The organism is Polymorphum gilvum SL003B-26A1 (genome assembly GCF_000192745.1).
GTDB classification, from domain to species: domain Bacteria; phylum Pseudomonadota; class Alphaproteobacteria; order Rhizobiales; family Stappiaceae; genus Polymorphum; species Polymorphum gilvum.
The window spans coordinates 4,548,666-4,569,391 of record NC_015259.1; the positions used below are offsets into that span (position 1 = coordinate 4,548,666).

At 68.5% G+C, this 20,726-nt stretch carries 19 protein-coding genes; 8 read left to right on the plus strand and 11 right to left on the minus strand.

All coding sequences use genetic code 11. The features are described 5' to 3' along the window. Window positions 1–21: 21 nt before the first annotated feature. On the minus strand, window positions 22–567 hold the full coding sequence (locus SL003B_RS21380; RefSeq protein ID WP_013654953.1) for a protease inhibitor Inh/omp19 family protein: 546 nt from the start codon (window positions 565–567) through the stop codon (window positions 22–24). 191 nt (window positions 568–758) lie between these two features. Between SL003B_RS21380 and SL003B_RS21385 the strand changes: the two genes are divergently transcribed. Further along, window positions 759–1,319, plus strand: a complete 561-nt coding sequence (locus SL003B_RS21385) for a GNAT family N-acetyltransferase (protein WP_013654954.1) — start codon at window positions 759–761, stop codon at window positions 1,317–1,319. A gap of 7 nt (window positions 1,320–1,326) precedes the next feature. Here the strand turns inward: SL003B_RS21385 and SL003B_RS21390 are convergent, their stop codons facing one another. Further along, on the minus strand, window positions 1,327–1,785 hold the full coding sequence (locus tag SL003B_RS21390) for an arsenate-mycothiol transferase ArsC (protein ID WP_013654955.1): 459 nt from the start codon (window positions 1,783–1,785) through the stop codon (window positions 1,327–1,329). A gap of 214 nt (window positions 1,786–1,999) precedes the next feature. Here SL003B_RS21390 and SL003B_RS21395 point away from each other — a divergent pair, with 214 nt between their 5' ends. Beyond that, window positions 2,000–2,377 (plus strand): rhodanese-like domain-containing protein, encoded by a 378-nt coding sequence (locus tag SL003B_RS21395; protein WP_013654956.1) that lies wholly within the window; start codon window positions 2,000–2,002, stop codon window positions 2,375–2,377. 19 nt (window positions 2,378–2,396) lie between these two features. On the opposite strand, the gene SL003B_RS21400 is transcribed toward SL003B_RS21395, so the two are convergent. Then, window positions 2,397–2,747: a carboxymuconolactone decarboxylase family protein gene (locus SL003B_RS21400; protein ID WP_013654957.1), complete on the minus strand. Its 351-nt coding sequence runs from the start codon at window positions 2,745–2,747 to the stop codon at window positions 2,397–2,399. Between the two features lie 193 nt (window positions 2,748–2,940). On the opposite strand from SL003B_RS21400, the gene SL003B_RS21405 reads away from it, so the two are divergent. The 3 genes from SL003B_RS21405 to recQ all read left to right on the plus strand — a co-directional run bounded on the left by SL003B_RS21405 (window position 2,941) and on the right by recQ (window position 6,365). Continuing rightward, complete coding sequence (locus tag SL003B_RS21405; RefSeq protein ID WP_013654958.1) at window positions 2,941–3,318, plus strand: MAPEG family protein; 378 nt, start codon at window positions 2,941–2,943, stop codon at window positions 3,316–3,318. A gap of 119 nt (window positions 3,319–3,437) precedes the next feature. Continuing rightward, on the plus strand, window positions 3,438–4,337 hold the full coding sequence (locus SL003B_RS21410) for a GNAT family N-acetyltransferase (protein WP_242390296.1): 900 nt from the start codon (window positions 3,438–3,440) through the stop codon (window positions 4,335–4,337). A 165-nt stretch (window positions 4,338–4,502) separates the two neighbouring features. Next, the gene (recQ, locus tag SL003B_RS21415; protein WP_013654960.1) at window positions 4,503–6,365 is read left to right on the plus strand and encodes a DNA helicase RecQ; all 1,863 of its coding nucleotides are present in this window, start codon (window positions 4,503–4,505) and stop codon (window positions 6,363–6,365) included. A 5-nt stretch (window positions 6,366–6,370) separates the two neighbouring features. On the opposite strand, the gene msrA is transcribed toward recQ, so the two are convergent. From msrA to SL003B_RS21455, 8 genes are all read right to left on the minus strand, one after another. Continuing rightward, complete coding sequence (gene msrA, locus SL003B_RS21420; RefSeq protein WP_013654961.1) at window positions 6,371–7,012, minus strand: peptide-methionine (S)-S-oxide reductase MsrA; 642 nt, start codon at window positions 7,010–7,012, stop codon at window positions 6,371–6,373. 115 nt (window positions 7,013–7,127) lie between these two features. Continuing rightward, complete coding sequence (gene trpS, locus SL003B_RS21425; RefSeq protein ID WP_013654962.1) at window positions 7,128–8,207, minus strand: tryptophan--tRNA ligase; 1,080 nt, start codon at window positions 8,205–8,207, stop codon at window positions 7,128–7,130. 106 nt (window positions 8,208–8,313) lie between these two features. Next, window positions 8,314–9,891 (minus strand): murein biosynthesis integral membrane protein MurJ, encoded by a 1,578-nt coding sequence (gene murJ, locus SL003B_RS21430; RefSeq protein WP_013654963.1) that lies wholly within the window; start codon window positions 9,889–9,891, stop codon window positions 8,314–8,316. A 16-nt stretch (window positions 9,892–9,907) separates the two neighbouring features. Continuing rightward, window positions 9,908–12,727 (minus strand): [protein-PII] uridylyltransferase, encoded by a 2,820-nt coding sequence (locus SL003B_RS21435; RefSeq protein WP_041375688.1) that lies wholly within the window; start codon window positions 12,725–12,727, stop codon window positions 9,908–9,910. Between the two features lie 158 nt (window positions 12,728–12,885). Beyond that, window positions 12,886–13,257 (minus strand): helix-turn-helix domain-containing protein, encoded by a 372-nt coding sequence (locus SL003B_RS21440; protein WP_013654965.1) that lies wholly within the window; start codon window positions 13,255–13,257, stop codon window positions 12,886–12,888. A gap of 4 nt (window positions 13,258–13,261) precedes the next feature. Next, window positions 13,262–13,822 (minus strand): Smr/MutS family protein, encoded by a 561-nt coding sequence (locus tag SL003B_RS21445; RefSeq protein WP_013654966.1) that lies wholly within the window; start codon window positions 13,820–13,822, stop codon window positions 13,262–13,264. After that, complete coding sequence (mltA, locus tag SL003B_RS21450; protein ID WP_242390297.1) at window positions 13,819–15,000, minus strand: murein transglycosylase A; 1,182 nt, start codon at window positions 14,998–15,000, stop codon at window positions 13,819–13,821. The genes SL003B_RS21445 and mltA overlap by 4 nt, the downstream gene beginning before the upstream one ends. Further along, the gene (locus SL003B_RS21455; protein ID WP_013654968.1) at window positions 14,997–15,725 is read right to left on the minus strand and encodes a Tim44/TimA family putative adaptor protein; all 729 of its coding nucleotides are present in this window, start codon (window positions 15,723–15,725) and stop codon (window positions 14,997–14,999) included. The genes mltA and SL003B_RS21455 overlap by 4 nt, the downstream gene beginning before the upstream one ends. A 247-nt stretch (window positions 15,726–15,972) precedes the next feature. On the opposite strand from SL003B_RS21455, the gene SL003B_RS21460 reads away from it, so the two are divergent. From SL003B_RS21460 to polA, 3 genes are all read left to right on the plus strand, one after another. After that, window positions 15,973–16,476 (plus strand): FxsA family protein, encoded by a 504-nt coding sequence (locus SL003B_RS21460; protein ID WP_013654969.1) that lies wholly within the window; start codon window positions 15,973–15,975, stop codon window positions 16,474–16,476. Between the two features lie 145 nt (window positions 16,477–16,621). After that, window positions 16,622–17,656: an acyltransferase family protein gene (locus SL003B_RS21465; RefSeq protein WP_013654970.1), complete on the plus strand. Its 1,035-nt coding sequence runs from the start codon at window positions 16,622–16,624 to the stop codon at window positions 17,654–17,656. 76 nt (window positions 17,657–17,732) lie between these two features. Then, the gene (gene polA / locus SL003B_RS21470) at window positions 17,733–20,705 is read left to right on the plus strand and encodes a DNA polymerase I (protein WP_242390298.1); all 2,973 of its coding nucleotides are present in this window, start codon (window positions 17,733–17,735) and stop codon (window positions 20,703–20,705) included. Window positions 20,706–20,726 lie beyond the last annotated feature (21 nt).

Sequence of the window (20,726 nt, forward strand, 5' to 3'; positions counted from 1 at the left end):
TGCGAGAAACCGGCCACCGCCTCAGCGCGAGAAAGAGATCGCACGTCCGGTCGCGGTCTGCCCGCTGAAGCGGTCACCGCCGCTTGCGTAGAGTTGGGCGACCTGATCGCCGGCGGCCCCCTTCAAGACCACGAGCTTGCCGTTCAGATCCCACGCGGAGATGCCGGCCAGCGCCGGATCGGAGCAGCCGCGGGTGTTGGCGCGATAGCCGCCGGTCCAGGTCGTCAATGTCATGAACAGCATGCAATTGTCGGCGCCGGAGGCGAGCTTCCAGCCGCCGAGCATGTCGTTTCGACCGATTTCCCGCGCATCCGTGGGCTCGGGCAGCGGGCCCGCCGCCGCGACCTCCGTGCCCGGCGCGCCGTCGAGCGGCTGCCCGGACAAGGGCTCGCCGGTCACGGTGCCGGGAAGCGGCTCGAGCGGCTGCAACTGGCCTCCGGCCACGGGCGTGGTCGGCGTCGCCGGCAGCGGCGCTGCGTACTGGCGCTGCGAGCCGATGCCGAGGCGCTGGCAGCCGGCCACGCCGAGCAGGCAACATACCACCGCGATCGTCGCTACACGTTTCATATCGAATCAGTCCTCATTCCGCCGCGCTTGTTTATAGTCTAGCGCTTATGGTGGATAATTGCGTCCCCGGCAAACGGCCTATTCACGATGTTGGTGCTCGGCAATTGAATTGCCAGCGACCGACCCGATATAATGTCTATAAGTCTTAGGAGGACCCAAGGGCGGCTCGTAACTCCGGCAAGGAACGAGACATGCCGCACCTTTCAAGAAACGGCAGCATCCGCCAGCTTGGCAGCGCCGACAAGCACCTGTTCCGAGACCACCTGCTGCGCCTCGATCCCGAGACGCTGCGGAGCCGTTTCGCTATGCTCGCGAGCGACACGTTCCTGCGGGCCTATGTCGAAACGTCGTTCTCGCTCGACACCCTGATCTACGGCTATTTCGAGGACGGCGCGTTGCGCGGCTCCGCAGAGCTGCGTCCGATCGGAGGCCCCGATTCGGCCGAGGCGGCGTTCTGTGTCGAGTCAGGCTGGCGGGGCCAGGGCCTCGGTACCACGCTCATGGAACTGACCCTGGTCGCCGCACGGGCGCGGGGTTACCAGCACATCTACATCAACTGCCTGGCGACCAACCGCAGCATGCAGGCGCTGGCGCGCAAGTTCGCCGCCGACCTGACGTTCGAATCGGGCGACGTGGTCGGCCATCTGCGCCCGCCGGCACCGGGCTTCTGGGACCAGCCGCGCGCCTGGCTGCGCGAGAAGGCGCAGATGCTGCGCCAGGCGCTTGCCGGCGATCGATCGGCGGCGCGATAGGCCGGAATCACCCGGCCCGCAGCAGACGGGCGGCACCCGGCCGGCGCCCCGTCGCCGACAGGCAGCGGTCGATGCACAGCCGGATGCGCCGGAACAGTTCGGCCGGACGGCCGGACACGTCGGCCATGGCTTGCGGGTCCGCGATGTCCCACAGGGTCCGGGCCGGATCGCCACGCCAGCACGGCTGACTGTCCGATGCGACGGCCGCCGCCAGGGCAACGATGCGATCGGGCTGCGGCGCGTGCGGCAGCAGAAACACGTCCCAGCTCTTGGGCGCCAGACCGGCGGTGGACAGACCGTGCTCGTCCAGCAGCCGGACGGCATGCGGATGCAGCGCGGAGCCGGGTCGCGGACCGGCCGAGAAGGCCCTGATCCGGCGGCCGGCGACCGCATTCAGATAGGCTTCCGCGAGCGGTCCGAGCAACGCGTTGTCCGGGCAGACGAACAGCACGGTGGATATCGACATGGCAGCGCCTCGCACGAATCAATGCCCCACGCCCTGCGGTCTAGGCCGGTGACGCAACGGACATATGACATTCGCGGGCGGCGGACGGGCAGGTCGGGGCGCCTGCGGCGCGGACCGGACATTTTTTTCACGGGCTGCGGCAGCGTTGCCGCATGACGGCCCGACTGTTTTGCCTATAGTTCCGCGACGGACCACCCATCAGCGGAGACACCACATGGCAACAACGGAAACGATCGGCGGCGGCACGCTGGAAACGCTCAGCGCCGAGGAAGTCAAGGCGCTCTACGACGCCAACTCGATCATCCTGATCGACGTGCGGACGCCGGGCGAATATGCGTTCGAGCACATCGCCGGCGCTTTGCTGGCACCGATGTCGAGCTTCGATCCGGCGCGCCTGCCGAGCGGTGGCGACCGGCCGATCGTGCTGCATTGCGGCTCGGGAGTGCGGTCGCGGCGGATGGCGGAGAAATGCATCGAGGCCGGCTTTTCCAGGATCAGCCACATGGGCGGCGGCTTCGGCGCCTGGAAGCAGGCCGGCTACGGCTTCCTCGGCACCGATCCCGCGACCGGCGCGCACGTTCCACGTCCCTGACGGGACGCGGGCCGGACTTTCACGATTTGGCCGTGAAGGCGTCGAAGGCGGCGAGCGCCTCGGCGCCGTAGATCATCGACGGGCCGCCGCCCATGTAGACGGCAACGCCGATGGTCTCCATCACCTCCTCACGCGTCGCGCCGTATTTCGCGGCCGCCTTGGTGTGATAGGCCAGACAGCCGTCGCAGCGCGCCGCGATGCCGATGGCCAGCGCGATCAGTTCCTTGGTCTTGGAATCGAGCACGCCGGGCTGGATCGCGGCCCGGGCGAGTTCGTGAAAGCCCTTGGTCACCGCCGGAATGCCGCCGCGCAGGTCGGCCATGCGTCCATCGGTCTGCTCGATGAAGGATTGCCAGTCGCTGACCGCCATTTCGATCTCCTCGTGATGCTGACAGGGCCCGTCCGGCCCGTCGATGCTGCGGGCACAGCCCTAGCAGGTGCGCGCCAGGCGACGATTGACCTTGCTCAAACCCGGCCACATCTTCTTCCACGCCGCAAGACGGCCCGGTCCCACCCCGGCCGTACGTCCGCAAGACCCTATCGCCGAAAAGGACACGTCCCTCATGCCCGTCGCTGTCTGGTGCATCCTCCTCGCCGCCTTCCTGCCGATGGCCGCCGTCCTGCCGGCGAAGATGAACAAGGGCTTCGACAACGCCCGGCCGCGCGATCCGGCCTATTGGGCGGACGGCTTCCGGGCGCGGGCGCAGTGGGCGCAGGAGAACGGCTTCGAGGCGTTTCCGCTGTTCGCCATCTCGGTGATCGTCGGCCTCGGCCAGGGCGGCGATGCGGGCTGGATCGACCGGCTGGCGGTGCTGTTCGTCGCCCTGAGGGTCGTCTACACGGCCTGCTACTGGCTCGACCGGGCGACCCCGCGCTCGCTCGCCTGGCTTGCGGCAACGGCCACATCCTTGGCAATTTTCACAAGCCCCGTCTGGAGTTGATCCGCCTCCCGGATCAGCAATTCGCGCCGGAGTGACCCGCCTGCCATTGCTTGCAGGGCGGGCATTCGATAACCATGTCGATAGACACCGAGCGTCTTGCAGGCGGTAAGGGAGCCTTCGTGCCCAGTCCCAACCACAACGCGTCCGCGTTGATGACCTCCTCCGCAGATCCTGCAGCGCTGTCACCTGCCGAACGCCACATCGTCGACACGCTGATTGCCGAACGCGGCCGGCAGGTCATGGCCAGCCCCTGGTGGCCGCTGATCCGGCCGCTGGCGCACAGGATCCTGCGCTACCGCGACGCGGTCGACATGGCCGACGCGATCGCGACCATGTCCGCCGACGACGTGTTCGCCCATCTCAGCGCGCTGCTGAGCCTTGACGTGACGACGCTCGGGCTGGAGCGGGTACCGGAGCGCGGTCCCGTCGTTCTGGTCTCCAACCACCCGACCGGGATCGCCGATGGCGTCGTGCTCTACGACGCGATCAAGAATCGCCGCCGCGACCTGTCGATCTTCGCCAACCGCGACGCGATCCGCATCAACCCGCGGCTTGCCGAGATGATCGTGCCGGTGGAATGGCGCGCAGAATTCAAGACCCGTGAAAAGACCAAGGAGACGCTGCGCAATGCCGGGCGGGCCTTTGCCCAGGAGCGGGCCGTCGTGCTGTTTCCCTCCGGTCGCCTCGCCTACTGGCACGAGGGCAAGCTGACGGAACGGCCGTGGATGACATCGGCGCTGGCGCTCGCCCGCAAGCACCGGGTGCCGATCATCCCGATGCACATGGGCGGGCGCAATTCCGGCCTGTTCTATTTCCTCGCCCGGGTATCGACCGAGTTGCGCGACATGACGGTGTTCAACGAGCTGCTGAACAAGAAGAGCGCACGATTCCGCGTTCATTTCGGCAAGCCGATCGCGCCCGAGGCCCTGGACGGCGATGCGGCCGAGCAGACCGACCGTCTGCGCGTTCATTGCGCCGAGACGCTCGGTCGCGATCCGGATGCGGAGTTTCGCCCCTAAAGCATATTCCGACCGATTCGATCCGGTCGGAATATGCTGGAGCGCTTTCCGATCAAGCGGTTCCGCTTGATCGGAAAGCGCTCCTAGCGGCGCGTCGTCCACAGACGGAGATTGCCCCGCCGGCACGAATAGGGGAAGGTTCCCGAATCAGGGAATCAGCCGCTCATGCCGTCACCGCAGCCGCTTCTAGCCGACACGCCCGCGCCGCGAACCGTCGCGGATCCGCACCGGATCCTGCAGGACGTGTTCGGCTATGCCAGCTTCCGCGGCCGGCAGCAGGAAGTGGTCGACACGCTGATGGCAGGCGGCGACGCGGTGGTGCTGTTCCCGACCGGCGCCGGCAAGTCGCTGTGCTACCAGATCCCGGCCCTGTGCCGGCCGGGTACCGGCATCGTCATCTCGCCGCTGATCGCGCTGATGAAGGACCAGGTCGGCGCGCTGAAGGCAGCCGGCGTGCGCGCCGCCGCGCTGAATTCGGCGATTTCCACCGAGGAGCAGGCGGCCATCGGCGCGGCCCTGCGGCGCGGCGAGCTGGACCTGCTCTATGTGACGCCGGAGCGGGTGGCGACCATCGGCTTCGCCCGGCTGATGGAGGGCGTGCCGATCGCGCTGTTCGCCATCGACGAGGCGCATTGTGTCAGCCAGTGGGGCCACGACTTCCGGCCCGAATACCTGATGCTGGCATCGCTGGCCGAGCGCTATCCCGGCGTGCCGCGCGTGGCGCTGACGGCGACTGCCGACCCGCACACGCGTGAGGATATCCGCCTGCGGCTGAAGCTCGACACGGCACAGGTGTTCACCACCAGCTTCGACCGGCCGAACATCCGCTACGAGATCGTCGAGCGGGCCAACCAGCGCCAGCAGCTGCTCGATTTCCTCGCCCGCCACAAGGGCGAGAGCGGCATCGTCTATTGCCTGTCGCGGGCGAAGGTGGACGACATCGCCGGCTGGCTGACCGAAAAGGGCATTCGCGCCCTGCCCTATCACGCCGGCCTGGAGCGCGAGACGCGCGAGGCGAACCAAGACGCGTTCCTGCTGGAGGAAAGCCTCGTCCTCGTCGCCACGGTCGCCTTCGGCATGGGCATCGACAAGCCGGACGTGCGTTTCGTCGCCCATCTCGACCTGCCGTCCTCGGTCGAGGCCTATTACCAGGAGACCGGCCGCGCGGGCCGCGACGGCGCGCCGGCCGAAGCCTGGATGGCCTATGGCATGGCCGACATGGTGCAGCGCCGGCGCATGATCGCGGAAGGCGACGCACCCGACGAGGTGAAGCGGGCGGAAACGGCCAAGCTGAACGCCCTGCTCGGCATCTGCGAGACCGCCGGCTGCCGGCGCCAGGCCCTGCTCGCCCATTTCGGCGAGGACTATCCCAAGCCCTGCGGCAACTGCGACACCTGCCTGTCGCCGGTGGAGACCTGGGACGGGACGGAGGCGGCGGCCAAGTTCATGTCTGCGGTCTACCGCACCGGCCAGCGCTTCGGCTCAGCCCATGTCATCGACGTGCTGCTGGGCAGGGAGAACGACAAGATCGCCCGCTTCGGCCACGACCGACTGTCGGTCTACGGCATCGGCCAGGAGCATCCGGCCAAGACCTGGCAGTCGGTCGCCCGCCAACTGGTGGCGATGGGGCTGGTCGGCGTCGACCACGCCAATTTCGGCGCCCTGGTGCTGACCGACGAGGCACGCGCGGTGTTCCGCAACGAGCGGCAGGTGATGCTGCGCCGGGACCGGGCGGCGGCGAGCCTGAAGCGGGAACGCGGCGGCCAGGCCGGCAGTCTCGCCGACGACCTGGACCAGGAGGACCGGCTTCTGTTCGAGCGGCTGCGCCGGCTGAGGACGCAGATCGCCCGCGATAACGCGGTGCCGCCCTATGTGGTGTTCCCGGACGCGACACTCGCCGGCATCGCCCGGGCGCGGCCGGTGACGCCCGACGCACTGCTGGCCGTGTCCGGCGTCGGCCAGTCCAAGCTGGAACGCTACGGCGAGGCGTTCCTCGACCTCGTCGAGGCCTTCGAGGCCGGGGTGTAGCGCCTTCAGGAGCCTGCCTTCGGCAGTCCCTTGTAGGCATCGTCGCCCCAGACCTCCTTCACCCGACGGTCCCGGCCGCAGGCGTCGCGATAGCCCTTGTAGGCACTGGCGCGAGTGACGTAGCCGAAGCGGGTGAGCGTGCGTTCCTGGCTGCGATAGTAGTCCTGATGGTAGTCCTCGGCGGGCCAGAACGGCGCTGCGTCCTCGACCGGCGTGACGACGGGTCGTCCGAGGGCCTGCTCCGCCGCGGCGCGTTCCGCCTCGGCGGCCCGGCGCTGCGCCTCGTCGAGGACGTAGATCGCCGTGGTGTAGCCGTGACCTCGGTCGCAGAACTGACCGCCGGCATCGGTCACGTCGACGGTGCGCAGGAAGATCGCGACGAGATCCCGGTAGCCGACCCTGGCCGGATCAAACTCGATGCGCACCGCCTCGCGGTGACCGCCGGCCTCGTAGGTCTTGTAGGTCGGGCCTTCGGTCGTGCCGCCGGTGTAGCCGGAGACCGTGGCCGTGACGCCGTCGACCTTGTCGAGATCGGCTTCCACGCACCAGAAGCAGCCGCCGGCGAAGATCGCGGTCTCGGCTGCGGCGGGCAGGGCGTGACCGGCAGCGAGTACGGCGACGGCGAACAGGGCGCGGAGCGGGCGCATCGAAGATCTCCCTTGAAGCGGATACCCCAGCAATAGGGGCATCGGGCGGCGGCGTCAGCCCCCGCCGGACGGCGCTCGCGCGGCTGTGATCGGACGTGACGGGCCCCGCGACCGCTCAGCGCACGTCGAGGAACCCGACGATGCGGCGCATGTCGCGCAGCACCGGCTGGGCGATCGCCGAAGCCCGCTCGGCGCCGTCCTTCAGCACCCGGTCGATCTCGGCCGGGTCGGCCATCAGGCGGCGCATCTCGCCGGCGATCGGTGCCAGCCGCATCACCGCGATCTCGGCCAGCGCCGGCTTGAACACGGAGAACGGCTGGCCGCCGTATTCGGCCAGCACCGCCTCCTTGGCCATGCCGGCGAGCGCGGCGTAGATGCCGACCAGGTTGTCGGCCTCGGGACGATCCTTCAGGCCGTCCATCTCGCCCGGCAGCGGCTCCGGATCGGTCTTGGCCTTCTTCACCTTCTTCGAAATGGCGTCGGCGTCGTCGGTGAGGTTGATACGCGACAGGTCGGAGGGGTCCGACTTGGACATCTTCTTGGTGCCGTCGCGCAGGCTCATGACGCGCGTCGCGGGACCCGCGATCACCGGCTCGGTCAGCGGCAGGTAGAGTTCGTCCGGCAGTTCGGGCGAAGGCGTCGGATTGGGCACGCCGATGCCGAGCTCCCTGATCCGCTCGGCGAAGTCGTTGTTGAACTTCTGCGCGATGTCGCGGGTCAACTCCAGATGCTGCTTCTGGTCGTCGCCGACCGGCACGTGGGTGGCGCGGTAGGCGAGAATGTCGGCGGCCATCAGGTTCGGATAGGCGAACAGGCCGACCGAGGCGTTCTCGCGGTTCTTGCCGGCCTTGTCCTTGAACTGGGTCATGCGGTTGAGCCAGCCCATGCGCGCGACGCAGTTAAAGATCCAGGCCAGTTCGGCGTGTTCCTTGACCTGGCTCTGGTTGAAGATGATCGACTTCGCCGGATCGATGCCGGACGCGATGTAGGCGGCCGTCACCTCGCGCGTGGCCGCGGACAGTTCCTTCGGATCCGGAAAGCCGGCCGTGATGGCGTGCAGGTCGACGACACAGAAGATCGACGGCATCTCGTCCTGCAGCGGCACCCAGCGCGAGACGGCGCCGAGATAGTTGCCGAGGTGAAGGTTCCCGGTCGGCTGGACGCCGGAGAAGACACGGGGCTCGAACGCCTTCATATGCTGGTCCCTTGGATGCGGCCGGTTGGAAGGGCCTGATGCGGGTGGAGTCGACTTGCCGGCGTCTTATGGCGAAGCGGCCCCGGCAACGCAAGGGCCGCGCGCGCTACAGATCGCGGGGCGTGCCCTGGCGCCGCCTCAGTGTGCGGAACCGGCCGACCAGATCCGTCGCGCCGGTGATCTGGACGAAGACGACGAAGCCGCCCATGCCGAGCACGACCAGCCCGGCGAGCGTCAGGAAGCGCACGGCCAAGGCCGGGGCCGTCAGCCAATGCTCGGCAGCGAGCGCGCCGAAATGGACGACGACGCCCATCACCAGGCTGGCGAGCACCAGCAGGGACGTCCGGCGCAGGACGGTGCCGTCGGGCACGAAATGGCCGCGCCGCCACAGCACGATGCCGAGCAGGGCCGCATTGACCCAGCCGGCGATGGTCGTCGCAAGCGCGATGCCGACATGCTGAAGAACAGGGAACAGGGCGAGCGACAGCGCCACGTTGACCGCCGCGCCGACGCCAGCGAACCACATCGGCGTCCTGGTGTCCTCGCGGGCGAAATAGCCGGGCGAGAACACCTTGATGAGCACGAAGGAGGGCAGGCCGAAGGAGAAGGCAGCGAGTGCGGCCGCCGTGCCGTCGACGGCGGCGGCGTCGAAGGCGCCGCGCTGGAACAGCACCGCGACGATCTCGTGCGGGATCACGGCCAGCGCCACCGAGGCGGGCAAGGTAAGGGCGAGGGCGAATTCGAGCGCGTTGTTGAACGTGCGCTGGAACTCGGCCTCGTGACCGGACCGCAGCTGCCGGGTCAGGCTCGGCAGCAGGACGACGCCGATGGCGATGCCGATGACGCCGAGCGGCAGCTGGTAGAGCCGGTCGGCGTAATAGAGCAGGGCGTTGGCGCTGGCCTGCATGGACGCGATGATCTGGCCGACGGCAATGTTGATCTGGGTGATGCCGCCGGCGACCACGCCGGGCAGGCCGAGGATCAGCAGGCGGCGGACCGACCGCGTCAGGCGCGGCCGCAGGATCGGGATCGAGAAGCCCAGCCGCCTGAGGTCGGCAGCCACGAACAGCAGCTGGATGACGCCGGCCAGCGCGACACCGGCTGCCAGGATCGCTCCCAGCGCGACGTCGTCGGGCACGCCGACGACCGCAACGACGGCCAGCACGGCGACCATGACGACGTTGAGCATGACCGGGGCGAAGGCGGCGGCGGCGAACCGCTGGTAGGTGTTGAGGATGCCGCCGACAAAGGCGAGCAGCGACATGAACAGCAGGTAGGGAAAGGCGATCCGCGACATCAGCACCGTGAGGTCGAATTTCGCCGGATCGGAAAGGAAGCCCGGTGCAAGGACCCAGACGACCGCAGGCATAGCGATCTGGGCGACCGCGGTCAGCCCGAGCAGGGTCCAGAACAGCACGGCCGCGACCTCGCCGGCGAAGCGGCGCGCGCCGTCCTCGCCCCGTTCCTCGACCGTCCGGCCGAACAGCGGCACGAAGGCGGAGTTGAACGCGCCTTCCGCGAACAGCCGGCGGAACAGGTTGGGCAGCCGGAAGGCGACGACGAAGGCGTCGGCGACCGGCCCGGTGCCGACCACGGCGGCGAGCGTGGCGTCGCGCAGGAAGCCGAGCACACGGCTGGCGAGGGTCGCGGCGCCGACGGTGGCGAAGTTGTGCAGCAGGCTCATGGCGTTGCAGGATCCTTCAGGGCGCAGTCTGCATCACGAGAGCGCCGGAACCGGCCTCGGGCCGGCCTTCGACCGCGTCGCGCAGCCGCTCGCGGATGACATCCTGGCGTCCGACGTTGGCGATCTTCTGGCCGGTCAGGTCCGTGACGTAGAAGACGTCGACGACACGCTCGCCGAAGGTCGAGATATGGGCAGAGCCGATGTTGAGGTTCAGCGTCGCGATGGCGCGGGTAAGATCGTAGAGCAGACCAGGACGGTCGAGCCCGGTCACCTCGATGACGGTGTAGCCATCGGACCAGGAGTTGTTGACAATGACGTCGGAGGCGACCCGGAACGCCTTCATGCGGCCCTTGGCGGCGGCCTTCCTGGCGACAGTGTCCGGCAGGGGCGCCTCGCCACGCAGGGTCTTCAGGATCAGGTCCGTGATGCGCTCGCCGCGCCGACGCTCGTCCGCGTCGTCGGGCAGTTCCCGGCTGATGAAGATCGTGTCGAGGGCGAAGCCGTCGGTGGTGGTGTCGATCTGGGCGTCAACGATGTTGGCGCCGGTGACGAAGCACGCGCCGGCGATCGATGACAGCAGGCGGGGATGGTCGGGGGCGAGCACGGTGATCTCGGTGACGCCCTCGAAAGCGTGAGTGGTCACCTCGGCGGCGAACTTGCGGTTCTCCGCATCGGCCCGACGGATCAGTTCGGCATGGGCAACCGTGCGGTCGGGATCGACACGCAGCCAGTAGGCTGGATAATGGCGGCCGACATAGGCCTTGCGCTCGCTTTCCGGCCAATGGGCGAGGCGTGCCTCGAGCGCTGCCTTGGCCTCGGAGACGACCTCCTTGCGCGACAGTTCGCTGTGGCCGCCGCTCAGATGAGGTTCGCACTCATAGTAGAGCGTGCGCAGCAGCTGACCCTTCCAGCCGTTGAAGACCCCCGGCCCGACCGCGCGGATGTCGGCCACGGTGAGGATCAGCAGCAGCTTCAGCCGCTCCATGCTCTGGACGATGCTGGCGAAGTCCGCGATCGTCTTGCGGTCCGACAGGTCGCGCGACTGGGCCATGGTGCTCATGTCGAGGTGATGCTCGACCAGCCAGGCGACGGTGTCGGTCTCGTTGTCGTTCAGCCCGAAGCGCGGACAGAGCTTGCGGGCGATGCGCGCCCCGGCGATCGAATGGTCCTCCGGCCGGCCCTTGGCGATGTCGTGCAGGAACATGGCCACGTAGAGAACGCGCCGGTTCTGGATCGTGCCGATCAGGCGGCTCGCCAGCGGGTGATCCTCGCCCGACCTGCCGCGCTCGACCTCCGCCAGCACGCCGATGGAGCGGATCAGGTGCTCGTCGACGGTGTAGTGGTGGTACATGTTGAACTGCATCATCGCCACGACCTTGCCGAAATCGGGCACGAAGCGGCCGAGCACGCCGGCCTCGTTCATGGCCCGCAAGGTCGCCTCGGGGGCGTTGCGCGAGGTGAGGATCGACAGGAACAGTCGGTTCGCCTCGGGATTGTCGCGCAGCGCCGCATTGATAAGCTTCAGCGAGCGGTGGATGAGCTTCATCAGCTCGGGATGCAGGCTGTACTCGAGCCGGTCGGCGATCTGGAACACCCGGATGAGGTTGACGGGATCATCCCTGAACACGCCGTCGCCGGCGGCGTTGATGCGGCCGTTCTCAACGACGAAGCCGGGCGCCTCGCGGATCGGCTGCGCCGCCGGACCGCGGGCGCCGCGCAGCTTGAGCATCAGCCCGCCGAACCCCTGGCTGCGCGGCGACTTGACGTGCTGGGCCTCCAGCGCCGCGCACAGGATGCGGGTCAGATCGCCAACATCCTTGGCGACCAGGAAATAGTGCTTCATGAACCGCTCGACATCCTTCATGCCCGGATGCTGGGTGTAGCCGAGGCGGATGGCGATCTCGCGCTGGACGTCGAAGGACAGGCGCTCCTCGGGCCGGCCGGTGAGGAAGTGCAGGTGGCAGCGCACCGCCCACAGGAAGTCCTCAGACTTGACGAACCGGTTGTATTCGCCGCGCGAGAGCACGCCGCGGCTGACCAGTTCCACCTGGCTGCGGACGCGGTAGTGATACTTGGCGATCCAGAACAGGGTATTGAGGTCGCGCAGGCCGCCCTTGCCCTCCTTGATGTTGGGCTCGACGAGGTAGCGGGAGGTGCCTTGCCGCTTGTGCCGCTCGTCGCGTTCGGCCAGCTTGGCGGCGATGAACTCGGAGCTGGTGCCGGCGACGACCTCCTGGTCGAAACGGGCCTGCAAGTCGTCGAACAGCGCCTCGTCGCCCCAGATGAAGCGGGCCTCAAGGATCGCCGTGCGGATGGTCATGTCGGAGCGCGACAGGCGGATGCACTCGTCGACGGTGCGGGTGGCGTGGCCGACCTTCAAGCCGAGGTCCCACAGCATGTAGAGAATGTATTCGACCACCTGCTCGCCCCAGGGGGTCTGCTTGTAGGGCAGCACGAACAGCAGGTCGACGTCGGAACCCGGCGCGAGCGTGCCGCGGCCGTAGCCGCCGACGGCGACGACGGCCATGCGTTCGGCCGCCGACGGATTGGTGATCCGGTAGACGTGCCAGAGCGCGAAATCGTAGACGACGCGGATGATCTCGTCCTGCAGGTGCGACAGGCGCTGCGCGCAGGACAGGCCGCCGCCGTCCTCGTTCAGCCGGCGCTCGGCGAGATCCCGGCCGTGCTTCATGGCGGCCTTCAACTCGGCCAGAACGGCCGAGCGGACCTTTGGGTCGGTGCCGACGCCGTCATGGGGCGCCGTCAGGTCGGTGAGCTTCTGGCGCAGGGCGTCCGCATCGATCAACTCGGAGAAATCCTCGGCCTGAAATTTCATGTCGTCCAACCTGCACCGTTCGCGCCAGGGTCTCGCCAGCGGTCGGGTCCGGCCGCGGGCGGTCGGACCATAGTCGCTCCGCCCCCTGTCGGGAAGCACCATAGCGCGGGGACGTTAAGCGGCGGCAAAGGCGGCGCTTTCAAGGCGCACCGGTTCCGTCACGCCTTGTCGCGCGCTGCCACGACCCGAAGTTGGTGCAGCAGGTGATCGAGGGACTCGGGCGACAGGCCGCCGATCTTGGCGGCCAGCAGGTTGGTCAGTTCGGTGGCGCGCGGGTCCATGCCGGCGGTGTCGATGGCGATCTTCGGATCGGACATCTCCGCCAGCCGCTGGATCTCCTCCGCCTCGTCCCAGATCACGTTGAAGAAGGTGATGATGCGCTGGACGAGAAACCAGGTCGGCTTGCCACGCTTGCCGTGCTCCAGCGCCGACAGATAGGCGCTGGAGACCGACAGGCCGGCCGCCATCTCCTTCAGGGATATGCCGCGCTTGGCGCGCAGCTCGCGGATCTTGGCGCCGAGCGGCGTCATGCGGTCACCTCTCCGGTTTCTTCCTGCGCAGGCGCACGTAGAGCGCGCCGGACCCGCCGTGGCTGGCGTGGGCCTCCTCGAAGCCGAGCACGACCGACCGCAGGTCGGCCATCGCCAGCCAGTACGGCACCACGCGGCGCAGGACGCCGCGTTCCTCCGGCCACTCGACCGACGGACCGCCCTTGCCGGTGATGACCAGAACGAGGGAATGGCCGGCCTCCTGCGCCCGGTGCAGGAAGGCGCGCAGGCGGCCGTGGGCCTGGTGCTGGGTCAGTCCGTGCAGGTCGAGGCGCGCGTCGATGGCGCGCGTGCCGCGGACGAGCTTCTGGCGCACCCGTCGCTCGATCGGCGCAAGGGGCGGCGGCGCGGAGACCTTCGGCAGGCGCATCGCCGTGGCGGTCTCAGGCGGCGGGGGCGCCTCCGCCTCGCCGGAGGTCGGCCCGGCGGATGTCTCAAGGGGACGGGCGCGGGCCGGGTCGAGCGGTTTCAGCGTCGCGGTGACCTTCGACCACAACGCCCTGTCCTCGTCCGACAGGTCCTTCCTGCCGCGTCGGCGCGCGGTCATCCGCGCCACTCCAGGAGCGGTCCGGCGGCCGAGCGGGGCACGAGCAGCGTGACCTCGGCCCGATGCCGGATGTGGCCGGCGACGTCCCCCGCCCCGGTCCCCGAGCCGATGAACAGGTCGCCGCGGCCGGGGCCGCGGATCGCGGAGCCTGTGTCGTCGGCCACCATCAGCCGGCGGAATGGGCGATCGCCTAGGCCGGCGGCAGCAAGATCGGCGGAGATAAAGATCGGCGTTCCATAGGTGTGCAGCTGCGAGTCCACCGCGAGGCTGCGGCCGGGCACGAGTGGCAGGCCGGCTGCGCCGACCGGACCCTGATCGGCGCCGGTTTCCCCGACCTCCCGGAAGAAGATGTAGGACCGGTTCTGCCGCAACAGCGGGTCGAGCGCGGCGGGATGCGCGCGCAGCCAGGCGCGCAGGCCGTCCATGGTGAAGTCTTCCGGCGCGCCCTCGCCGCGCTCGACCAGGACACGGGCGATCGAGGTGTAGGCATGGCCGGTCTTGCCCGCGTAGCCGACGCGCAGGATATCGCCGTCGGGCAGGCGGATGCGGGCCGAGCCCTGGACATGGACGAAGAAGGCATCGAGCGGATCGGCGAGCCAGACGAGTTCGAGGCCTTCCCCGGCAAGGGCGCCGTCCATGATCGCACCGCGGTCGGGCAGCGGCGCGAGTCCGGCCGGCGTGCGCCGGCCGTGGCTGAGGCCGTCGTCCCAGCCGTCCGGCCGATTGCCGGCGTCGACGCGCTCCAGTCCCTGCGGGGCGCGCAACAGGGGGACCTGGAACTCCCGCGTGCGGACGCGCGACCCCGCCAGCTCCGGCTCGAAATAGCCCGTGACGAAGCCCGGGGCGGCCAGCGCGACAGGCACGAATTCTGCCTCGAAGAAGCGGCGCGCGGCATCGGGACCGCCATCCATGGCGGCATGGCCCGTGTTGCACAGGTCGAGCAGGGCCGCGCCCGCTATGCCGAAGGCCCCGGTTGCAGGCTCGGGCCGGCCGCAGAACCGCAGGAAGGCGGCCAGCGCCGCGGCATGGTCGTCGTCGGCCCAGCCGGCAAGGTCCTCGAAGGCGATCTTTCGCGCAAGCGGAGCATCGTCAGCCTGCATGGCCCAGGCCTCCGGCGGCGCCAGCCCCGAGATGGAGAGGGCGGCCGCAGCCGCCAGGGCGCGGCGCCATCGGTTCATTCCGCGGATTCGGTGGCCACCAGCTTCCAGTTCGGATCGCGCGAGGTCGTGTCGCGTGCGAAGGTCCAGATGTCGACCACCTCGGTCACCCGGCTCGGATCGCCGTCGACGACGTGACCGTCCTTGTCGCGGGTGGCGGAGATCAGCTCGCTCTGCAGGCGTACGGTGACCTGGGCGACGGAGCCCTTCAGCGCGGCCTCGACGATGTCGGCCTTGTCGATGCCGACGAAGGTGGATTCGATGGTCTCTCCGCGCGCCTCGCGTTCGGAGATCGCGGTCACGAAGCCGTCGTAGACTTCCTTGGACAGGAGGTTCTTGAGCGTCTTGCGGTCGCCCTCGGCGAAGGCGGTGACGATCATCTCGTAGGCGGCGCGGGCGCCCTGGAGGAACTGCTCCGGCTCGAAGCTGCGGTCGACCGACAGGATCTGGCGCAGGGCCGCGTTCAGCGCCGACCCCGACGGAGCGACCTTGTCGAGCACGACGGCACCACGCTCGGTGTCGCCGGCGCCCGCCTCCACCGGCTTGCCGGGCAGCGGAATCACATTGTCGACACCGCCGGCCTCCGCGCCGCCGGGCGCCCGGTTGTCGCGGGCCGGCTTGGAATAGGGATCGAACGGGGGCCGCTCGTTGCCGGTGCGCTTGCCCAGGACCGAGCGCAGACGAAAGAACACGAAGATCGCCAGTGCCAGAAAGATGATGTTGTAGATGTCGAAAATGTCACTCATTTCGTGCTACCGGCTGTTGCGTCCGACGGTACGGGGCGGTCACCGCCAGGCCTTCCGCCCAGGACCTCCGCATGTCCGCGCGCCAGGACCGTCCTGGTTCCTTATGTAGGGGTTCTTGAACCAGCATCCAGTGGCCAGAGCAAGCACCCTTTTTGTCGTGCCCGCGAAACCGCGTCCGACCTACTCGCATTCCATAGCCCAACAACCTATCTTAAGCCAGTTATCGTCCATCGAACGAGTCTATTCCGTGGGACTTTTGATCCTCGCCGCCCTGATCCTGCTGCCGCTGACCGAAATCGCGGTGTTCATCGTCGTCGGCGACGCCATCGGCGTGCTGCCGACCATCGGCCTGACCCTGCTCACCGCCGTCGCCGGAACCATGATGCTGCGTCAGCAGGGCCTGTCGCTGCTGCGCCGGATGCAGGCGGAACTGGATGCCGGGCGGGCACCCGGCGAGGACCTGCTGCACGGCGCGATGATCGTATTGGCCAGCATTCTGCTGCTGATTCCGGGCTTCGTCACCGATACCGTCGGCCTGCTGCTGTTCGTTCCGGCCGTGCGCCGGATGATCGCCGGCTTCGTCGTCGCGCGCGCCGACGTGATCATCGTCAACAGCCGCAGGGAGCAGCGCGGCACCCGGGTCGTCGATCTGGACGAGACCGAATGGGGCCCGACAGGCAAGCCGGCCGACCCGGCTCGGGACGCATCCGAGGCGCCGCCCCGCATCAGCCCGTGGCGTGCCGACCGCTGAGCGGTCGCCCGGCGCCGCCGCATTCACGCGCTTGTGACCGCCTGTTATTCACCAATCCTGAAAGCTTACCCGTCCGATTAACCCCCATCCGGCCGCTCTGATGTAGGGTGCCTGCATCGAAGCGATAGAGGAGGCAGCGGCCGGCATGGCCGAGCGACACCGAATCGAATGGGTCGACCACGCCAAGGGGCTGTGCATCATCCTGGTGGTGATGATGCATTCCGTCCTCGGCACCGAGGCGGCAGCCGGCGCGACCGGCTGGATGCACGGCCTGGTCGCCTTCGCCGCACCGTTCCGGATGCCCGACTTCTTCCTGATCTCCGGCCTGTTCCTCGCCCGTGTCCTCGACCGCGACTGGCGCCTCTATCTCGACCGCAAGGTCGTGCATTTCGCCTATTTCTACAGTCTCTGGCTGACCATCCAGTTCGGCTTCAAGGCGCCGCTCTTTGCGGCCGAGGCCGGCTGGGCCTCGGTGCCGGCGGGCTACCTGATCGGTTTCGTGCAGCCGTTCGGCACGCTGTGGTTCATCTATCTGCTGGCGATCTTCTTCGTCGTCGCCAAGCTGCTGCATCAGGTGCGCGTGCCCTGGCAGGCGGTTCTGGCGGCGGCGGCGGCACTGGAGATCGCCCCGATAGAGACCGGATCGGTCATCGTCGACGAGTTCTGCGCCCGCTTCGTCTATTTCTATGCCGGCGCCCTGTTCGCCCCGCGCCTGTTCGCCCTGGCCGACTGGGCGGATGCACACCGCGCCACGGCCCTCGCCGGCCTTCTCGCCTGGGCAACGGTCAACGGCGCCGCGGTCCTTGCCGGCGTGCCCGCCCTGCCCGTCGTCTCGCTCGCCCTCGGCACGCTCGGCGCGATTGCCGTCGTGCTCCTCGGCAGCCTGCTGGCGCGGCTTCCAGGCACGGACTGGCTCGCCGCGCTCGGCCGCACCTCGATCGTCGTCTACCTCGCCTTCTTCCTGCCGATGGCGGTCACGCGGATACTGCTTCTGAAGCTCGACCTGGTCGATGTCGGCACGGCCTCGCTCGTCGTCACGCTCGCCGGCGTGAGCGGGCCGATGATCGCCTGGTGGATCGTCCGCCGAACCGGCTTCGCCCGATTCCTGTTCGTGCGCCCGGCCTGGGCGCGACTGGAGGGAACCCACAGGGCGTCCCGCGCGCCGCAGGCCGCGGAATAGGCCTGCCCCGGCGCAGCCGGCAAAGCGGGCCGATTAGGTCTTTCCTCGACTCGTCCCAGCGGGCATGATCCGCGCCATGTCGAAGACCAGCCCCGCCTCCGCCCTCACCGCCGACGACCACCTGATCCTGGTCGACGGGTCGACCTTCATCTTCCGCGCCTATCACGCGCTGCCGCCCCTGACACGCAAGTCGGACGGGCTGCCGGTTGGCGCCGTCGCCGGCTTCTGCAACATGCTGTGGAAGCTCCTGACCGAAGGACTGACGCCGGAGGAAGGCGACGAGCCGACCCATTTCGCGGTCATCTTCGACCATTCCGCCAAGACCTTCCGAAACGACATCTATCCCGCCTACAAGGCGCAGCGTCCCGAGCCGCCGGAGGATCTCGTCCCGCAGTTCGGCCTGATCCGGGAGGCGACGCGTGCCTTCTCGGTTGCCTGCATCGAGCAGGAGGGCTTCGAGGCCGACGACCTCATCGCGACCTACGCCCGGCAGGCCGCCGACGCCGGCGCGCGCGTCACCATCGTGTCGGGCGACAAGGACCTGATGCAGCTGATCGGGCCGCGAATCGGCATGATCGACACCATGAAGAACAAGATCTTCGGCGAGGCCGAGGTGGTCGAGAAGTTCGGCGTCGGACCCGACAAGGTGATCGAGGTGCAGGCGCTGGCCGGCGACAGCATCGACAACGTGCCGGGCGTGCCGGGCATCGGCATCAAGACCGCCGCGCAGCTGATCGGCGAGTTCGGCGACCTGGAGGCCCTGCTCGCCAGGGCCGACACGATCAAGCAGACCAAGCGGCGCGAGAACCTGATCGAATTCGCGGAGCAGGCGCGCATTTCCAGAAAGCTGGTGACGCTGAAGCAGGACGTGCCGGTCGAGACCCCGGTCGGCGACCTCGCCGTCACATCGGTCGACGGCCCCAAGGCCGTCGGCTTCCTCAAGGCGCTGGAGTTCACCACGCTGACCCGCCGCGTCGCCGAGGCCACGGGCGCCGACATCGCCGCGATCGAGCCGCTCGACCTCGACATCCCCGGATGGCACAGGCCGGACGGCAAGGGCCGGCAGATGGAGCGCGCCGAGGCGGCGGCGGACAGGCCGACGGCCGCGTCTTCCGCCCCGGACGAGCTTCCCGCCGCGGCAGGGATGACGCCGCAGGCGCTCGCCGCCGCCCGCGCCGAGGCGGCGAAGGCCGAGCCGATCGATCGCGGCGTCTACGAGACCGTGACCAGCCTCGACCGACTTAAGGCGTGGGTGGCGGAGGCCGTCGAGACCGGCCTCGTCGCCTTCGACACCGAGACGACCTCGCTCGACGCCATGCAGGCCGAACTCGTCGGCGTGTCGCTGGCGACCGCGCCCGGCAAGGCCTGCTACGTGCCGCTGGCCCATGTCGACGGCGAGGGCGACCTGCTGGGCGGCGGCGGCCTGGTCGAGGGCCAGATCCCGCTCGCCGAGGCGCTCGACGTGCTCAGGCCGATGCTCGAGGACGCCGGCGTGCTGAAGATCGCCCAGAACCTCAAGTACGACTGGCTGGTGATGGCGCGCTACGGCGTCGAGATCGCCCCCTACGACGACACCATGCTGCTGTCCTACGTGCTCGACGCCGGCAAGGGCGGCAACGGCATGGACGAGCTCGCTGAGCGCTGGCTCGATCACACGCCGATCCCGTTCAAGGAGGTGGCCGGCTCCGGCAAGGCGATGGTCACCTTCGACAAGGTTCCGATCGACAAGGCGACCGCCTATGCGGCGGAGGATGCCGACGTTACCCTGCGGCTGTGGCGGGTGCTCAAGCCGCGGCTCGTCGCCGAGCGCATGGCGACCGTCTACGAGACGCTGGAACGGCCGATGGTGCCGGTACTGGCGCGGATGGAGCGGCGCGGCATTTCGGTCGACCGGCAGATGCTGTCGCGCCTGTCCGGCGACTTCGCCCAGGGCATGGCGGCGCTGGAGGCGGAGATCCACGCGCTTGCCGGCGAGAGCTTCAACATCGGTTCTCCCAAGCAGCTGGGCGACATCCTGTTCGGCAAGATGGGCCTGCCCGGCGGCAAGAAGACCAAGACCGGCGCCTGGTCGACCTCCGTATCCGTGCTCGACGACCTCGCCGCCGAGGGCCATGAACTGCCGTCGAAGATCGTCGCCTGGCGGCAGCTGTCGAAGCTGAAATCGACCTATTCGGACGCGCTGCCGAGCTACATCCACCCGGAGACGAAACGGGTGCACACCTCCTATTCGCTCGCCTCGACGACGACCGGGCGGCTGTCGTCCTCCGAGCCGAACCTGCAGAACATCCCGGTGCGGACGGAAGAGGGGCGCAAGATCCGCAAGGCCTTCGTCGCCGACAAGGGGCGCAAGCTGATCTCGGCCGACTACAGCCAGATCGAGCTGCGCGTGCTCGCCCACATGGCCGACATTCCGCAGCTGAAGCAGGCGTTCGCCGACGGGCTCGACATCCATGCCATGACCGCGAGCGAGATGTTCGGCGTGCCGATAGAAGGCATGGACCCGATGGTCCGCCGGCGCGCCAAGGCGATCAACTTCGGCATCATCTACGGCATCTCGGCCTTCGGGCTGGCCGCCCAGCTGGGCCTCTCGCGCGGCGAGGCGGGCGACTACATCAAGACCTACTTCGAGCGCTTCCCGGGCATCCGCGACTACATGGAAGCGATCAAGAAGGAAGTCCACACAAAGGGTTACGTGACGACGGTGTTCGGCCGCAAGGCCCATTACCCGGACGTCAACACGTCCAACCCGAGCCTGCGCGCCTTCTACGAGCGGGCGGCGATCAACGCGCCGATCCAGGGGTCGGCGGCCGACATCATCCGCCGCGCGATGGTGCGTATGGACGCGGCTCTGGCGGCGGCGAAGCTCGATGCCGAGATGCTCCTGCAGGTGCATGACGAGCTGATCTTCGAGGTACCCGAGGACCAGGTCGAGGCGACCATTCCGGTCGTGCGCCGGGTGATGGAGACGGCGACCGAGCCGGCGCTGACGCTGTCCGTGCCGCTCCAGGTCGATGCCCGTGCGGCCGACAACTGGGACGAGGCGCATTAGGCCGGAGCCTGTTTCTATTTT

Bases quoted from the DNA above. Each gene is read 5' to 3' on its own strand.
- SL003B_RS21380 (WP_013654953.1), bottom strand. From the start codon at position 567: ATGAAACGTGTAGCGACGATCGCGGTGGTATGTTGCCTGCTCGGCGTG.
- SL003B_RS21385 (WP_013654954.1), top strand. From the start codon at position 759: ATGCCGCACCTTTCAAGAAACGGCAGCATCCGCCAGCTTGGCAGCGCC.
- SL003B_RS21390 (WP_013654955.1), bottom strand. From the start codon at position 1,785: ATGTCGATATCCACCGTGCTGTTCGTCTGCCCGGACAACGCGTTGCTC.
- SL003B_RS21395 (WP_013654956.1), top strand. From the start codon at position 2,000: ATGGCAACAACGGAAACGATCGGCGGCGGCACGCTGGAAACGCTCAGC.
- SL003B_RS21400 (WP_013654957.1), bottom strand. From the start codon at position 2,747: ATGGCGGTCAGCGACTGGCAATCCTTCATCGAGCAGACCGATGGACGC.
- SL003B_RS21405 (WP_013654958.1), top strand. From the start codon at position 2,941: ATGCCCGTCGCTGTCTGGTGCATCCTCCTCGCCGCCTTCCTGCCGATG.
- recQ (WP_013654960.1), top strand. From the start codon at position 4,503: ATGCCGTCACCGCAGCCGCTTCTAGCCGACACGCCCGCGCCGCGAACC.
- msrA (WP_013654961.1), bottom strand. From the start codon at position 7,012: ATGCGCCCGCTCCGCGCCCTGTTCGCCGTCGCCGTACTCGCTGCCGGT.
- trpS (WP_013654962.1), bottom strand. From the start codon at position 8,207: ATGAAGGCGTTCGAGCCCCGTGTCTTCTCCGGCGTCCAGCCGACCGGG.
- murJ (WP_013654963.1), bottom strand. From the start codon at position 9,891: ATGAGCCTGCTGCACAACTTCGCCACCGTCGGCGCCGCGACCCTCGCC.
- SL003B_RS21435 (WP_041375688.1), bottom strand. From the start codon at position 12,727: ATGAAATTTCAGGCCGAGGATTTCTCCGAGTTGATCGATGCGGACGCC.
- SL003B_RS21440 (WP_013654965.1), bottom strand. From the start codon at position 13,257: ATGACGCCGCTCGGCGCCAAGATCCGCGAGCTGCGCGCCAAGCGCGGC.
- SL003B_RS21445 (WP_013654966.1), bottom strand. From the start codon at position 13,822: ATGACCGCGCGCCGACGCGGCAGGAAGGACCTGTCGGACGAGGACAGG.
- mltA (WP_242390297.1), bottom strand. From the start codon at position 15,000: ATGAACCGATGGCGCCGCGCCCTGGCGGCTGCGGCCGCCCTCTCCATC.
- SL003B_RS21455 (WP_013654968.1), bottom strand. From the start codon at position 15,725: ATGAGTGACATTTTCGACATCTACAACATCATCTTTCTGGCACTGGCG.
- SL003B_RS21465 (WP_013654970.1), top strand. From the start codon at position 16,622: ATGGCCGAGCGACACCGAATCGAATGGGTCGACCACGCCAAGGGGCTG.
- polA (WP_242390298.1), top strand. From the start codon at position 17,733: ATGTCGAAGACCAGCCCCGCCTCCGCCCTCACCGCCGACGACCACCTG.